The 13799-nt window shown below is 65.8% G+C and carries 15 protein-coding genes; 7 read left to right on the top strand and 8 right to left on the bottom strand.

Annotated features, from left to right (window positions below):
* Positions 1 to 33 precede the first annotated feature (33 nt).
* From RX330_RS34245 to RX330_RS34255, 3 genes are all read left to right on the top strand, one after another.
* The gene (locus tag RX330_RS34245) at positions 34 to 492 is read left to right on the top strand and encodes an ester cyclase (protein ID WP_317241436.1); all 459 of its coding nucleotides are present in this window, start codon (positions 34 to 36) and stop codon (positions 490 to 492) included.
* A gap of 55 nt (positions 493 to 547) precedes the next feature.
* On the top strand, positions 548 to 1039 hold the full coding sequence (locus RX330_RS34250; RefSeq protein WP_317241437.1) for a DUF3237 domain-containing protein: 492 nt from the start codon (positions 548 to 550) through the stop codon (positions 1037 to 1039).
* A 77-nt stretch (positions 1040 to 1116) separates the two neighbouring features.
* Positions 1117 to 1752, top strand: coding sequence for an aquaporin (locus RX330_RS34255; protein WP_317241438.1), 636 nt, complete (start codon positions 1117 to 1119; stop codon positions 1750 to 1752).
* Between the two features lie 12 nt (positions 1753 to 1764).
* Here RX330_RS34255 and RX330_RS34260 read toward each other — a convergent pair whose 3' ends face one another.
* Entirely contained in the window at positions 1765 to 2418 is a 654-nt protein-coding gene (locus RX330_RS34260; RefSeq protein ID WP_317241439.1) for a helix-turn-helix transcriptional regulator, read from the bottom strand.
* Between the two features lie 292 nt (positions 2419 to 2710).
* Here RX330_RS34260 and RX330_RS34265 point away from each other — a divergent pair, with 292 nt between their 5' ends.
* Together RX330_RS34265 and RX330_RS34270 are read left to right on the top strand one after the other, a co-directional pair.
* Complete coding sequence (locus tag RX330_RS34265) at positions 2711 to 3055, top strand: DUF952 domain-containing protein (protein WP_212084169.1); 345 nt, start codon at positions 2711 to 2713, stop codon at positions 3053 to 3055.
* On the top strand, positions 3052 to 4149 hold the full coding sequence (locus RX330_RS34270; protein WP_317241440.1) for a quinone-dependent dihydroorotate dehydrogenase: 1098 nt from the start codon (positions 3052 to 3054) through the stop codon (positions 4147 to 4149). The genes RX330_RS34265 and RX330_RS34270 overlap by 4 nt, the downstream gene beginning before the upstream one ends.
* A gap of 85 nt (positions 4150 to 4234) precedes the next feature.
* Here RX330_RS34270 and RX330_RS34275 read toward each other — a convergent pair whose 3' ends face one another.
* The 5 genes from RX330_RS34275 to RX330_RS34295 all read right to left on the bottom strand — a co-directional run bounded on the left by RX330_RS34275 (position 4235) and on the right by RX330_RS34295 (position 9449).
* Complete coding sequence (locus RX330_RS34275; protein WP_317241441.1) at positions 4235 to 5560, bottom strand: MATE family efflux transporter; 1326 nt, start codon at positions 5558 to 5560, stop codon at positions 4235 to 4237.
* 1 nt (position 5561) lies between these two features.
* The gene (locus RX330_RS34280) at positions 5562 to 6296 is read right to left on the bottom strand and encodes an MBL fold metallo-hydrolase (RefSeq protein ID WP_317241442.1); all 735 of its coding nucleotides are present in this window, start codon (positions 6294 to 6296) and stop codon (positions 5562 to 5564) included.
* A 23-nt stretch (positions 6297 to 6319) separates the two neighbouring features.
* Positions 6320 to 6625 carry a DUF6460 domain-containing protein gene (locus RX330_RS34285; RefSeq protein WP_212084161.1) on the bottom strand — a complete coding sequence of 102 codons (306 nt, stop codon included), beginning with the start codon at positions 6623 to 6625 and terminating at the stop codon, positions 6320 to 6322.
* 128 nt (positions 6626 to 6753) lie between these two features.
* On the bottom strand, positions 6754 to 8415 hold the full coding sequence (locus RX330_RS34290; RefSeq protein ID WP_212084159.1) for a cisplatin damage response ATP-dependent DNA ligase: 1662 nt from the start codon (positions 8413 to 8415) through the stop codon (positions 6754 to 6756).
* Positions 8412 to 9449, bottom strand: a complete 1038-nt coding sequence (locus RX330_RS34295; RefSeq protein WP_317244027.1) for a ligase-associated DNA damage response exonuclease — start codon at positions 9447 to 9449, stop codon at positions 8412 to 8414. Before RX330_RS34295 ends, RX330_RS34290 begins: the two co-directional genes overlap by 4 nt.
* 131 nt (positions 9450 to 9580) lie before the next feature.
* Here RX330_RS34295 and RX330_RS34300 point away from each other — a divergent pair, with 131 nt between their 5' ends.
* Positions 9581 to 10507, top strand: coding sequence for a class I SAM-dependent DNA methyltransferase (locus RX330_RS34300; protein ID WP_317241443.1), 927 nt, complete (start codon positions 9581 to 9583; stop codon positions 10505 to 10507).
* Positions 10508 to 10623: 116 nt separating this feature from the next.
* On the top strand, positions 10624 to 11853 hold the full coding sequence (locus tag RX330_RS34305; protein WP_317241444.1) for an ABC transporter substrate-binding protein: 1230 nt from the start codon (positions 10624 to 10626) through the stop codon (positions 11851 to 11853).
* 46 nt (positions 11854 to 11899) lie between these two features.
* Here the strand turns inward: RX330_RS34305 and RX330_RS34310 are convergent, their stop codons facing one another.
* Both RX330_RS34310 and RX330_RS34315 read right to left on the bottom strand, forming a co-directional pair.
* A complete protein-coding gene (locus RX330_RS34310) occupies positions 11900 to 12751 on the bottom strand; it encodes an amidohydrolase family protein (RefSeq protein ID WP_317241445.1) in 852 nt (283 codons plus the stop codon).
* A gap of 2 nt (positions 12752 to 12753) precedes the next feature.
* Positions 12754 to 13731: an aldo/keto reductase gene (locus tag RX330_RS34315; RefSeq protein WP_317241446.1), complete on the bottom strand. Its 978-nt coding sequence runs from the start codon at positions 13729 to 13731 to the stop codon at positions 12754 to 12756.
* Positions 13732 to 13799: the final 68 nt, after the last annotated feature.

Here is a 13799-nt window from a genome sequence, read left to right on the forward strand (position 1 = left end):
GTATTAGACATATGGAATGTCATGAGGTGCCCTATGGACGGCAGGCGGATGTTCGAGCTGGCGGAACGGCTGGCGATCGCGAAGAGCCGGCAGGACGTTCCTGCGGCGCTGGAGGTGCTGCATCCGGACATGGTGCTGGAGACGCCGGCCTTCGGCACCAGGGTGCAAGGTCTCGCCGAAAACGAGCGCATCCTGACGCGCTTCTTCAAGTCCTTCCCCGACTATCACGTCACGCTCGACGGCCACGCCAATTCCGCCGATACGCTGATCTGCTGGGGCACCGCCCGGATGACGATGACGGGCGATCGCTTCGGAGGCGAGCCCAACGGACGCCGTGCCGAGCTGCCCGTGTTCATCGCCTTCTCCTTTCGCGACGACAAAATCGTGCATGAACGCTTCGTCTTCGATCTCTCCGAACTGTGCGCCCAATCCGGCCTCTCGACCGACGCGGTCCGGCGCAAGCTGTTCGGCGATGTGCCACGGGCGGCATAGCCGGCACATTCCATCCAAGACGTCCATCCGAGACAATCAAGGAGTGCCAGAGACCATGGCCGATCCCCGCCTCAAATCCGTCGGCGATCTCGAGACCCGGCATCTCCTGGACATCGTCGTCGATCTCGATCCGCGCCTCAATTTCGGTGCCGGTCCCGTCGGGCAGCGCGTGCTGTTCCGCGCAGCCAAGGGATCGTTCGAAGGCCCGCGCCTGCGCGGCGAGGTGCTGCAGGGCGGCGGTGACTGGGCCTTGTTTCGCGCCGATGGCACCATGACGCTCGATGTCCGCCTGTCGCTGCGGACGCATGATGGCGAGCTGATCTATATGACGTATGGCGGCCGCTGGGTGACGCCGCAGGCTCTGCGCGCCGAGATGGCGGATCCGGCGCGGCGCACCAAGGTCGATCCCGCCCGATATTACTTCCGCACCAATCCGCTGTTCGAAACCGGCTCGCAGAGCTACGCCTGGCTCAATGACATCGTCTGTGTCGGCAAGGGCTATCTCGTCGAGGGCGCGGTCGCCTACAAGATCTTCGAAGTGCTGTGAGGCGTTTCGTGAATGCGGTGAGCGAATTGCGTCATGCCGGTGGTCGCAATGACGGACCTTCCCTCGCGCGGTCACTGGTGGCAGAGGGACTCGGCACCGCCTACCTCCTCATCGCGATCGTGGGCTCCGGTATCCTTGGCGAGAGGCTGGCCGCAGGCAATATCGCTCTGGCCTTGCTCGCAAATGCGCTCTCGACGGGGGCAGCGCTCTACGCCCTGATCGTCTGGCTCGCGCCGTTGTCGGGCGCTCATTTCAATCCACTGATCTCGCTGGTACTGGCATTTCGCGGCGACATCGCGCCGCGCGTCGCCGGATTATATGTGCCAGCCCAGTTGGCCGGCGCCATCGCCGGCGTCGCCATCGCTGACGCGATTTTCGACATGCCGCTCTACTCGCTGTCATCCCATCTGCGCAGCGGTCATTCGCAATGGCTGAGCGAATTCCTGATCACGTTTGGCCTGATCGGAATGGTGTGGACCTGCTCGCGCGTGCAGCCCTCCGCTCTTGCGGGCGCGGTCGCCGCCTATATTGGAGCCGGCTTCTGGTTCACTGCGACGGATTTTGCCAATCCAGCAGTCGCTCTGGCGCGCGCATTCACCGACACTTTCTCCGGAATTCGTCCGATCGACGTCCCCGGCTTCCTCATCGCGGAAATGCTGGGCGCTGTGGCGGCCGTGGCGTTGTTTCGCTGGCTCGTGCCGAGCTTGCGCTGACGACGAGCACCGTCACTGGCTCGTCCACACGATCCGCGCGACCCACGCCACCTCCCCGACGGCCATCGTGCGTCCGGCCGGTGACGCATCGAGCGACTGCAGCTCCAGGGCCTTCGCGGTACGGCGCCTCAGCGTTGCGATGGTCACCTCACCCGCCTTGCTTCTCACCACCACGCGATCGCCCTTGCGGATCTGCGCGCCCGGCGACACCAGGACGATGTCGCCGTCGCGGTAAACGGGGGCGAACGCATCGCCGGAAATCTCCAGCGCAAACGTGTCGCTGTTCTCGGTGGTGGGAAGCGCGGTTTCGGTCCAGCCCTTTCCCGAGGGAAGGCCGGATTCGTCGAAGGCGCCGCTCGTGCTGGCCTGCGCGAAGCCGAGCATCGGGACCGAGCGGCCATGACCGGCGTCGTCGTCGATCAGCCTCGCAAAGCTCTCGATCGAGGCGCCGGCCGCCGCCAGCGCCTTCGCGATCGATTCGGTCGAGGGCCAACGCTCGCGGCCGTCAGAGGTGACGCGCTTGGACCTGTTGAAGGTGGTGGGATCGAGCCCGGCGCGCTTGGCAAGGCCCGACGGCGACAGGCCGGCGCGCTCCGCCAGCCGATCCAGCGCGACCCAGATCTGGTCGTGAGTCAGTATCCTCTGCGCTTTGGCCTGTTTGACCATGGAAGGTCCAGCCCGTCGCAACTCAGGAAAACTGTCCTCAAATCAACCGGTTTTCCGTTTTTCGCGCAAGAGGCGGCGGGCGAGGCGCTTTCAACCCGGACGGACACCGGTTCGCGTCCAGAAAACGCGTCAAAACGGAGATTTGGAGCCCGCTCCGATTTCATCGGAACGGAATAGGCTCTAAGCCTTGAGTTCGGAGGGGGCGGCCTTTACGGTCGCCCCCGGGTTTTGAGGACCCGCAAGAGGCGAAAAAACCTAGAAGACTCAAAGAGCAAACAGGGCTGCGGTAGCGGTGGTCAAGATCTACAAAATCTGTCCGGCCTCGGCCTGGCGCGAGGCGGAGCGGCAGGGTGTCTACCGGGGCAGCGCTGACGATGCGCGCGACGGCTTCATCCATTTCTCGACCGCCGCCCAGGTTCCCGAGACCCTCCGCAAGCACTATTTCGGGCAGCGCGCGCTGTTCCTGGTCGAGGTCGACGGCGACGCGCTCGGAGCCGAGCTGCGCTGGGAGCGCTCGCGCAATGACGAGCTGTTTCCACACCTCTATGGCGAGCTCGATTTCGGCGCTGTGCTGTCGGTGATGAACCTCAACATGCGCTCCGACGGCAGCCACGACACTCCGGAGCTTGCGCCGTGATCCGTGCTTTCGACGCCTTTTCGCTGCCGGTGCTGCGCTGGCTCGATCCGGAGGATGCGCATCGCCTCGCGATCCAGGGCCTCCGCTTCCTGCCGCCGGCCAAGCCGCGTGCCGACGATCCCAAGCTCGCGGTGCGCGCCTTCGGGCTCAATTTCCCCAATCCGATCGGCATGGCCGCCGGCTTCGACAAGAGCGCCGAGGTGCCGGATGCGCTGCTGCGTCTCGGCTTCGGCTTCGTCGAGATCGGCTCGGTGACGCCGAAGCCGCAAGCCGGCAATCCGCGGCCGCGACTGTTTCGCCTGGAGCGCGACGAAGCCATCATCAACCGCATGGGTTTCAACAATGACGGCGCGGATGTCGCGTTGCGCCGCCTCGCCGCGCGCGCGCAGCACGGCGGCATCGTCGGCGTCAATGTCGGCGCCAACAAGGATTCGCCGGACCGCGTCGCCGACTACGTCAAGCTGATCGAGACCTTTGCGCCGGTCGCGAGCTATTTCACCGTCAATGTCTCCTCGCCGAATACGCCCGGCCTGCGCAATCTGCAGGAAGGCGCGCTGCTCGACGAGCTCCTTGCGCGGGTGATCAACGCACGCGAGCGGGTGCGCCAGAAGGCCGGCGACACGCCGGTGCTGCTCAAGATCGCGCCTGATTTGAGCCTTGCCCAGCTCGACGACGTCGTGCAGGTCGCGCGCTCGCGCCGGGTCGACGGCATGATCGTGTCGAACACGACCATCGCGCGGCCGAGCACGCTGCGCGAGCAGATGCGCGCCAAGGAGCAAGGCGGCTTGTCCGGCCGACCGCTGTTCCGCCTGTCGACGCGCATGGTCGCGGAGACCTATGTGCGCGTCGAGGGCGCATTCCCGCTGATCGGCGTCGGCGGCGTCGATTCCGGCGGCGCTGCCCTGACCAAGATCCGCGCCGGCGCCAGCCTGATCCAGCTCTATTCGTCGCTGGTCTACAAGGGCCTCGGTCTCGTCGACGAGATCAAGCGCGATCTCACCTCGACGCTGCTCCGCACCGGGCGGGATTCGCTCTCCGAGATCGTCGGCGCGGATGCGGCGACGCTGACGGCGGAAGACTGGCCGGGCATGTAAGGCAGTCTCGTGCCCCGGACGCAGCGCTTCTTCAGCGGTGCGCTGCAGAGGCGGGGCCCATACTGCAGCGCGTCCGGGACACGAGCTACGATTTCGAGAACGTCGCCCGGTACAACGCCGGATACATTGCCCCCTGCAATCCGCCGCGTGCCACGTAGAACGCGATCAGCGCACACCACAGCCCGGCATTGCCGAGGGACTGCAGCGCCCACCAGGTGATGAGGAAGATCGCGAGCGACGCCAGCATCAGGTTGCGCATCTGGCGCGCCCAGGTCGCGCCGACATAGATGCCGTCGAAGCCGAAGGCGAACACGCCGGGGATCGGCGCAAGCACGATGAATGGAAGGAAGTCGCGCGCGGCGCGACGCACGTCCTCGCTCGCGGTCATGACGTTGATGATATCAGGTCCGAACGTCGCGAACAGCGCGGCGACGACCATCGCGAAGCCGAGCCCCCACAGCAGCACCAGCCGTGTCGAATCCGCAAAGCCCTTTGCGTTGCGTGCGCCAAAGCTTCGGCCGCAAAGCTGCTGGGCGGCGTTGGCGAGGCCGTCGAGGAAGAAGGCGCTCACCAAAAGGAAATTGTTGAGCACGGAATTCGCCGCGAGCGTCACGTCGCCGGCACGCGCGCCCTTGGCGGTGAAGAACAGGAACACCGCGATCAGCGCCGCGGTGCGGATCAGGATGTCGGTGTTCACCGCCAGGAGCCGCATCAGCTTTGCGCGATCGAACAGAACTGCGCGAGGCACCTTGAAGCCGCCAACGGCATATCGGCGGCAGACAATGACGCCGAGCACGAATCCCGTCGTCTCCGACAGCACCGCAGCGATGGCCGCGCCCGCGATGCCGGTGTCGTAGACCAGCACCAGCAGGATAGTCGCCGCCATGTTGATCAGGTTGATGACGACCTGGAGGCCGAGCGCCGGATTGGCGCGGGCCTGCCCCACCAGCCATCCGAGAATGACGTAATTGGCGAAGGCGAAGGGCGAGGACCAGATCCGGATCATGAAATAGGTCTTCGCGGCGCGTGTCACGCCTTCGCTGCCGCCCATCAGGTCGAACAGCACGGCGGCCAGCGGCAATTGCAGCAGGATCAGAGCGGCGCCGACCAGGCCCGCCACGATGAAGCCGCGCACCAGGATCACGGTCTGCTCGCGCGCCTCGCCGGCGCCGAGCGCCTGTGCGGTGAAGGCGAGCGTGCTCATGCGCAGGAAGCCGAACAGCCAGAACAGGCAGTCGAAGATCACGGAGGCCATCGCGACGCCGCCGAGCAGGGCGGCGTCATCGAGCCGTCCGATCGCCGTGGTCGAGACCACGCCGATCAGCGGCGTGGTGAGGTTCGCGACCATCGCAGGTCCGGCGATGGTGAATACCTGGCGGGAGCCGATCCTGGGATGAACGGGCGCGTTCATGTCAGAACACGAGCACCATGCCGTCTTCGGCGGCGAGGTGCTCGATGTCGTCCAGACGCGACAGCATGTCGTCGCTCATATGGGTGAGGACGAGACGTTTTGCGCCGATGGCCGGCAAATTCCGTTCCAAGGTCTTCAGGCTGAGATGGTTCTTGACCACCCTCTCGTACATATAGGCTTCCACAATGAAAAGGTCGGCGCCATGCGCCAGCGGAATGAGCGTATCCGTCCATTCGGTATCGGCACTGTAGGCGAGCGTGCGGCCCTCGGCCTCGACGCGATAGGCGAGGAAGGGACCTCCGGATTCGCCGTGCACGACCGGATAGGGCGTCACGCTTACCGCCCCGAAGGTCTTGCTTTGCTCGGGCGCGAGCTCCACGACCTCCAGCTCGAAACGCTGTTTGGTCCGGGAGGAGTGCTCGAACAGCGCCTCCATCACCTGGGCGAGCCGTGCCTCGATACCTGCAGGGCCGGCGATGGTCAGCGGCCGCATCCGCCGCGAAAACTGCGCGTCGAGCAGCAGAAACGGCAGCCCGGCGAAATGGTCGCCGTGGAAATGCGTGATCAGGATCAGGTCGATGTCGTCGCGCGCGATCTCGAGCCGCTTCAACGCCGGCAGAGCCGACGCGCCGCAATCGATCAGGAAATTGGTCGCGCGCCCCGAGACGTGGAAGCAGGTGTTGAGCCTGCCTCCTGAGCCGAAGGCGTCGCCGCAGCCGACAAAGCGCAGTTGCATCGGCTGCGCTACTCCTTTGACCTTTAGCGGCGGCGCGGCGCGCCGAAGACGCGCGAGAGCAGCCAGATCGGGATCACGATGACCGCGCCGAGCAGGAAGTAGCGCCACAGCCAGTTCACGGTGTCGAAACCGAGATCCCACAGGCGCTCGAACAGCAGGCGGATGCTGGTGAGGATGTTCCAGGGATCGAAGCCGATCGCGGCGAGCACGACGCCGACCAGGATCGAGAGCAGGACCAGGCGGAACGCGACCGCCAGCGGCGAGCCGCCGAGAAAGCGGTTCAGGCCATCGCTGTGGCCGGCCGGCAAATCTCTGACGTCTTGGACCATCTCAAACTCCTCAGGCGGATTCGACCCCATTATAGGGCACGGCGAGGGACATGGGGAACCCGTATGGGGGCGTCAATCGGGTTACGGGAGTTTAATTCGGGTAGGCGCGCCCGGGCCACCGTCGACTATCACATCTCCATCTCCGCCGGCTCCGCCTTCAGCATCCTCTCCAGCGTTTCCAGCCTGTCCGCTTCCTTCGGAGGCTTGTCCCAGCGCAGGCGGCTGATGCGGGGGAAGCGCATGGCGACGCCGGATTTGTGCCGTGGCGAGCGCTGCAGACCCTCGAACGCCACCTCCAGCACCAGACCCTGGTCCGGCTCGTGCACGACATGGCGAACGGGGCCGAATTTCTCCGTGGTGTTGCGGCGGACGAAGCGGTCGATCTGGAGCAGTTCCTCGTCGGTGAAGCCGAAATAGGCCTTGCCGACCGGCACCAGCTCATCGCCGCCCTCGCCTGCGGTCCAGACGCCGAAGGTGTAGTCGGAATAATAGGACGAGCGCTTGCCGTGACCGCGCTGTGCATACATCAGCACGGCATCGATGATGTGCGGATCGCGCTTCCACTTCCACCACTGCCCCTTCGGCCTGCCCGGCAGATAGGATGCATCGCGCCGCTTCAGCATGACGCCCTCGACGGCGTCCGCGTCCTCGCCGGCGCCGGCGCTTGCCGGATCGGCGCGCGCAGCGGTCAGCGCGTCCCAGCTTGCGAAGGGCACGGTGGGCGACAGATCGATGCGGGGATCGCCGAGCTTCGCGATGAAGGTCTCCAGCCGCTCGCGCCGCTCCGCGAACGGCAGCTCGCGCAGATCGTTCTCGTCGTCGCCGAGCAAATCATAGGCGCGCAGATGGATCGGAAATTCCTTGATCAGCTTCGGCGAGACGACCTTGCGGTTGAGCCGCTGTTGCAGAACGTTGAAGCTCTGCACGCGACCCTCGCGCAGGATCAGCAACTCGCCGTCGATGGCGCCCGGCAGCCGCAGCGACGGCACGAGGTCCGGGAAACTGCCCGTGATGTCCTCGCCGGTACGCGAATAGAGCCGCGCGGTGACATGACCGCGGTCGTCCCGCCCCGCCACCGCTTGCACGCGGATACCGTCCCATTTCCACTCGGCGATATAGTCGGCGGGATCGAGCGCGGCAAAATCCGTATCCTCGATCGCATGCGCGAGCATGACCGGCCGGAACGGTGCGGGATCGCGATTGACCGGCTTGTCGCCGCGGCCTTCCAGCCAGGCGAACAGGTCGAGATAAGGCGGCGAAAGCCCCGGCCAGATCAGCTCGACCTCGTGCGGGTCCTTGTCGCCGAGCGCGGCGGCTGCGGTCTTGGCGAGGCGCGCGGAGATGCCGATGCGAAGCGCGCCGGTGACGAGCTTCAGTAGCGCCCAGCGGCCGGTCTCGTCCAGCTCGTCGAGCCAGCGTTCGAGCTGCTTCGGCAGCTCGGTCTTGCCGAGCGTGCGAAGCGTGGTGACGACTTCGCTGAGCGATGGCGGCGGCGGGTTGTTGTGGCCAGCCAGCGCAGCCTTCGGCCACATCAGCGCCACCGTCTCCGAGAGATCACCGACATAGTCGTAGGACAGTCCAAACAGCACCTCATCGGTGCGCGACGCAATGAGATCGCGGATCAGCGCGGGCTTGGCATGCTTGAAGCTGAGCGCGCCGGTGAGCGCGGCCAGCGCGTAGCCGCGGTCGGGATCGCCGACCTCACGAAAATAGCCGGTGATCAACCGCAGCTTGTTGTTGCGGCCGGGCTCATAAGCGAGACGGTCCAGAAGCTCGGCGAAGCGGTTCATGCTTCGGCCTCGTCTTGAAGCGGCGTCTCGCTCTCCTCCTCGTCGCCATAACCGACGAGATCGAGCGGCTGCGCTTTCAGGCCTTTGCTCCGGCACCAATGCACCAGCGCATCTTCCTGGCCGTGCGTAACCCAGATTTCGCCGGCGCCGGTCGCGCCGATCGTGGCGGTAAGGCCGTCCCAATCGGCGTGGTCGGAGATCACCAGCGGCAGCTCGACGCCGCGCTGCCGCGCCCGGGCGCGCACGCGCATCCATCCCGAAGCGAACGCGGTGACGGGATCGGGAAAACGCCGCGTCCAGAGATCTGATGTCGCCGAGGGCGGTGCCAGCGTGATGGTGCCGGCGAGCGCGGCCTTTTTCACGCCTTTCACCGGCCTGAGCTCGCCGAGCGCGATCCCGCGGCACTGATAATACTCGGTGATCTTCTCCATCGCGCCATGCAGATAGATCGGCGCCTCATAGCCGGCCTGCCGCAGCAGCGCGATCACGCGCTGGGCCTTGCCGAGCGAATAGGCACCGACGAGATGCGCGCGTTCCGGAAACAGCGCGACGGAGGCGAGCAGCTTCTTCACCTCGTCCGCGGCATCGCCGTGCCGGAACACAGGCAGCCCGAACGTTGCCTCCGTGATGAAGACGTCGCAGGGCACCAGCTCGAACGGCGCGCAGGTCGGGTCGGGCGCGTCCTTGTAGTCGCCGGAAGCGACGATGCAGGTATCCTTGCAGGTCACGGCGACCTGCGCCGACCCCAGCACGTGGCCGGCCGGGTGAAATTTCACGCGGACATCGCCGAGCCGGATCTCCTCGCCGTAGCGGATGGCTTGCGTCGATCCGGCAAAATTCTCGCCGTAGCGCAGCCGCATCATGTCCAGCGTTTCCTGCGTCGCCAGCACCGCGCCGTGGCCGGCGCGGGCATGGTCGGAATGGCCGTGGGTGATCACGGCACGCTCGACCGGGCGAACGGGGTCGATATGGAAGCCGCCGGGCTTGCAGCACAGGCCGCTCGCGACTGGCAGCAGGATGTCTTGCGGACGCATCGTTGTCATATAGGGAGGAGCCATTCCAAATTAAGCCGTCATGCGCGGGCTTGACCCGCGCATCCATCCTCTTAAACAGTTCCATTTTTGATGGATTGCCGGTCAAGTCCGGCAATGACAATTGGTTCCCAATGCCTCTGCGCCTATTCCAGTCCTCCGGCGATCTCATGGCCGACCGCCGCTTCGAATTCGCGCGCGACCTCCAGCTCAAGGGCGACCTGACCGCCGCCGCGGACCTCCTGGAGCAGGCGCTCGAGCTCGCGCCTGACTTCACATCGGCCTGGTTCACGCTCGGCGAAATCCGTCAGCAGCTCGGCGAGCGCGACAGGGCGATCGCGGCGTTTCGAGAGGCGCGCCGGTCCGACCCTGGCGATCAGCACGGCGCTGGCCTGCATCTGATGCGGCTCGGCGATGCCGAGATGGCGGAGATGCCCAAGGCCTATGTGCAGGCACTGTTCGACCAGTACGCGCCGCGCTTCGAGCATACGCTCATCAACGATCTCGGCTACCGCGCGCCCAGCCTGATCTTCAAGGCGGTGCTGGCCGCACGGGTCGCGGCGAAGAAGCCGGCCTACTTCAAGCGCACCATCGATCTCGGCTGCGGCACCGGCCTTGCGGCAGCCGCCTTCGCCAAGCAGGTTGACCATTTCATCGGCATCGATCTGTCGCCCGGCATGATCAAGCAGGCGCGCGCCACGGGCCTCTATGCCGAGCTCGAGGTCGCCGACATGATCGAGGGCCTGCGCACCAAGAGTGATGGATTCGCAAACCTCATCGTCGCCGCGGACGCCTTCGTCTATCTCTCCGATCTCGCACCGGTGCTGACCGAAACTAGGCGCGTGCTCGTCTCGGGCGGCGTGCTCGCCTTCACGCTGGAGACGCATGACGGCAGCGGCGTCGTTCTCGGCGAGGGCCTGCGTTATGCCCACTCCGCGGAATATGTGCGCGGCGCGCTCACCAGGGCCGGCCTGAAGCTGCTGACGCTGGAGCCCGCCTCGCCGCGCAACGAGAACAACGAGCCGGTGCGCGGTCTCGTCGTCGTCGCCGAGAAAACTTGAGTCCAGGCGCTAGGCGCCCTGCGATTTCAGCATCATTGCGTCGCAAAGCCGCGACTTCCCACTTGCGAGCCGAGCCGCAATGCCAGCACAATGCTCCCGCTAGGGAGAAACAAATAATGACGAAGAATCCATCGCGGCGCGATTTCAGCGCCGCCGCGCTCGCCACCATCGCCGCATCCACTCTACCCGCGCCGTACGTCTGGGCCGCCGAGAAGAAATACGATGCGGGCGCCAGCGACACCGAGATCAAGATCGGGCAGACCGTGCCGCATTCCGGCCCCGGCTCGCTCTACGGCGTGCTGGGCCGCGTCGGCGAAGCCTATTTCCAGATGCTGAACGAGAAGGGCGGCATCAACGGCCGCAAGGTCAAGTTCCTCACGATGGACGATGCCTACAGCGCGCCGAAATGCGTCGAGGCGACGCGGCGCCTGGTCGAGCAGGAGGAGGTGCTGGCGCTCTACGGCTCGCTCGGCACTGCACCGCAGACCGCCGTGCACAAGTACCTGAACTCCAAGGGCGTGCCGCAGCTGCTGCTCAACACCGGCGCGTCGAAGTGGAATAACCCGAAAGAGTTCAAATGGACGATGGCGGGCCTGCCGCTCTATCCGACCGAGGCGCGCATCCTCGCGCGCCACGTCGTCAGCGTGAAGCCGAACGCGAAGATCGGCATCCTCTACCAGAACGACGATTTCGGCCGCGACTTCCTCGGACCGTTCAAGAAAGTGCTGGCCGATGCGGGCGGCACCGCGCAGGTGATCATGGAGCAGACCTATGATCTCACCGAGCCGACCGTGGATTCCCAGCTCATCAACCTGTCGAAGTCGGGCGCCGACGTCTTCTACAACATCTCCACCGGCAAGGCCTCGTCGCAGTCGATCCGCAAAGTCGCCGAGCTCGGCTGGAAGCCGCTGCAGCTTCTCTCCGCCGGCTCGACCGGCCGCTCGATCCTCAGCGCCGCCGGGCTCGAGAACGCCACCGGCATCGTCGCCATCCGCTACAACAAGGAGGTCGGCCTGCCCAAATGGGAGAAGGATCCCGACGTGATGGCGTTCGAGGAGCTGCGCAAGAAATACACCCCGGCGATCGACCCCGACAATACGATCGCCTTCGCCGGCTACGGCCAGGCCGCGAGCATGGCCGAGATCCTGCGCCGCTGTGGCAACGATCTCACCCGCGCCAACGTGCTGAAGCAGGCCTCGACGCTCGCGGGCTTCCATTCGCCCTACTTCCTCGACGGCGTCAGCTACAGCTACACGCCCGAGGACTACACGCCGATGAAGACGCTGTTCATCTCCACCTTCACCGGCAAGGATTGGGATATTTCCGACAAGCCGATGTCGGAGTAGGCGATACATTTCCCTGCGGCCGTCCTGCGGGACGTCCGCTCGGGCGCTAACTCGCGACTGCCAGCCGATAGGCCCGCGCGGCGTTCATTCCAAAAGCCTTGTCCCGCACCTGCGGGCCAAGCCTCGCCAGGCACGCCTCCAGCACGCGCTTGATCTCGCCGTAGCTGCCCGCAAGCAGGCACACCGGCCAGTCCGAGCCGAAGATCAGCCTGTCCTCGCCAAAGCACTTTGCCGCGTGCGCGACGAACGGAAACAGCCGGTCCGCATCCCAGTCGTCCCAGACCGCCTCGGTCGCGAGTCCGGAGATCTTGCACCAGACATTGCCGCAAGCCGCGAGCGCTTTGATGCGGTCGGACCATTCGTCGCTTCCACCCTCCGCGATCGGCGGCTTGGCGGCGTGATCGAGCACGAAGCGCGCCTGGGGGAAGGCCTGCGCAGTTGCGATGGCGGCGGCGAGCTCGCGGGTGCGGACGAGGACATCGTAGGCGAGATCGTGCGCGAACACGGCGGTGAGGCCACGCTGGACGTCCTCGCGGAGCAGCCAGTCGGGATCGGCCTCGTCATGCACCTGGTGGCGGATGCCGACGAGCTTGTCCCCGCCCGGTAAGCCGCGCAGCCGGTCGAGCGTGTCGCCGAGCGCGCCGTCCGTCAGGTCGGCCCAGCCGACGACGCCAATCACGGACGGCGTCGCCTGCGCGATGCGCAGAAATTCCTCGGTCTCGTCGACCGACGAGCGGCATTGCACCACGATGCTGGCGTCGATGCCGTTCCCTTTCAGCAACGGTGCGAGGTCGGCCGGACCGAAGGCGCGGCGGATCGGCGTCAGCTCGGGCGCGTCCATCCAGGGATAATCGGCGCGCGCCGGATCCCAGAAGTGCTGGTGGGCGTCGATGATCATGCCTACGCCCCGCCCGGCAGCGGCGCCCGCGCATCGACGAGGTTTCGCGCACGCAGTTCCTGCCAGAACGCCGCCGGCACCGCCATCTCCGACATTGCGATGTTGTCGGAAACCTCGGCGGCGTTGCGCGCGCCCATCACGGCGACCGTCACCGCCGGATGCGCCATGCAGAACTGCAGCGCGGCGGCTTTCAGCTCGGTGCCGTGCTTGCGGCAGAGCGCGTCCAGCTCGAGCGCCCGCGCAACCAGCACGGCATCGGCGTCCTGATAATTGAACTTGGCGCTCGTATGCGGATTGGCCAGAATGCCGCTGTTGTAGATGCCGCCGAGCAGGATTCCGATGCTCTTCGCTGCGCAGGCCGGAAACAGCGCATCCAGCGCACCCTGGTCGAGCAGCGTGTAGCGACCGGCGAGCAGGAAGCAATCGACAGGCACGGCCTCGGCAAAACGCGTCAACATCTCCGACTGGTTCATGCCGGCGCCAATCGCCTTCACCGTGCCGTCCTCGCGCAGCCGCTGCAACGCGCGGAAGGCGCCAGTGACGGCGTCGTCATAGTGATCGTCGGGATCGTGCACCAGCAGGATATCGACGCGGTCGAGCCCGAGGCGGGCAAGACTCTCCTCCACCGATCGCATCACGCCGTCATGGCTGAAATCGAACACCGGCCGCTCGCGCGGCGTGCCCTTGTAGTGCTCGTCCTCGGTGGCGTTGCCTTCCGGCGCACGCAGCAGGCGGCCGACCTTGGTCGAGATGACGAAGGACTCGCGCTTCTGTTGCCGCAGGAAGGCGCCGAGCCGCCGTTCCGCGAGACCAAAGCCGTAGAGCGGCGCGGTATCGAAGAAGCGCACCCCGGCTGACCATGCACGCGCGATCGTTGCTTCCGCATCGGCATCGCTGACAGGGCTGAACAATCCGCCGAGCGGGGCGGAACCGAGCCCGAGCGAGGTGACGTCGAGCGAGCCCAGCCGCGACCGTTTCATTCCCATTGCCCTGTCTTCATTCCAACAATCCAGATCATCTCCCCCGCTCGCGGAAACCGCAAGCGGGG

It is taken from the genome of Bradyrhizobium sp. NDS-1, assembly GCF_032918005.1.
GTDB lineage: Bacteria > Pseudomonadota > Alphaproteobacteria > Rhizobiales > Xanthobacteraceae > Bradyrhizobium > Bradyrhizobium tunisiense.

Bases quoted from the DNA above. Each gene is read 5' to 3' on its own strand.
- RX330_RS34280 (WP_317241442.1), bottom strand. From the start codon at position 6,296: ATGCAACTGCGCTTTGTCGGCTGCGGCGACGCCTTCGGCTCAGGAGGC.
- RX330_RS34250 (WP_317241437.1), top strand. From the start codon at position 548: ATGGCCGATCCCCGCCTCAAATCCGTCGGCGATCTCGAGACCCGGCAT.
- RX330_RS34300 (WP_317241443.1), top strand. From the start codon at position 9,581: ATGCCTCTGCGCCTATTCCAGTCCTCCGGCGATCTCATGGCCGACCGC.
- RX330_RS34295 (WP_317244027.1), bottom strand. From the start codon at position 9,449: ATGCGTCCGCAAGACATCCTGCTGCCAGTCGCGAGCGGCCTGTGCTGC.
- RX330_RS34310 (WP_317241445.1), bottom strand. From the start codon at position 12,751: ATGATCATCGACGCCCACCAGCACTTCTGGGATCCGGCGCGCGCCGAT.
- RX330_RS34290 (WP_212084159.1), bottom strand. From the start codon at position 8,415: ATGAACCGCTTCGCCGAGCTTCTGGACCGTCTCGCTTATGAGCCCGGC.
- RX330_RS34315 (WP_317241446.1), bottom strand. From the start codon at position 13,731: ATGAAACGGTCGCGGCTGGGCTCGCTCGACGTCACCTCGCTCGGGCTC.
- RX330_RS34245 (WP_317241436.1), top strand. From the start codon at position 34: ATGGACGGCAGGCGGATGTTCGAGCTGGCGGAACGGCTGGCGATCGCG.
- RX330_RS34260 (WP_317241439.1), bottom strand. From the start codon at position 2,418: ATGGTCAAACAGGCCAAAGCGCAGAGGATACTGACTCACGACCAGATC.
- RX330_RS34305 (WP_317241444.1), top strand. From the start codon at position 10,624: ATGACGAAGAATCCATCGCGGCGCGATTTCAGCGCCGCCGCGCTCGCC.
- RX330_RS34285 (WP_212084161.1), bottom strand. From the start codon at position 6,625: ATGGTCCAAGACGTCAGAGATTTGCCGGCCGGCCACAGCGATGGCCTG.
- RX330_RS34275 (WP_317241441.1), bottom strand. From the start codon at position 5,560: ATGAACGCGCCCGTTCATCCCAGGATCGGCTCCCGCCAGGTATTCACC.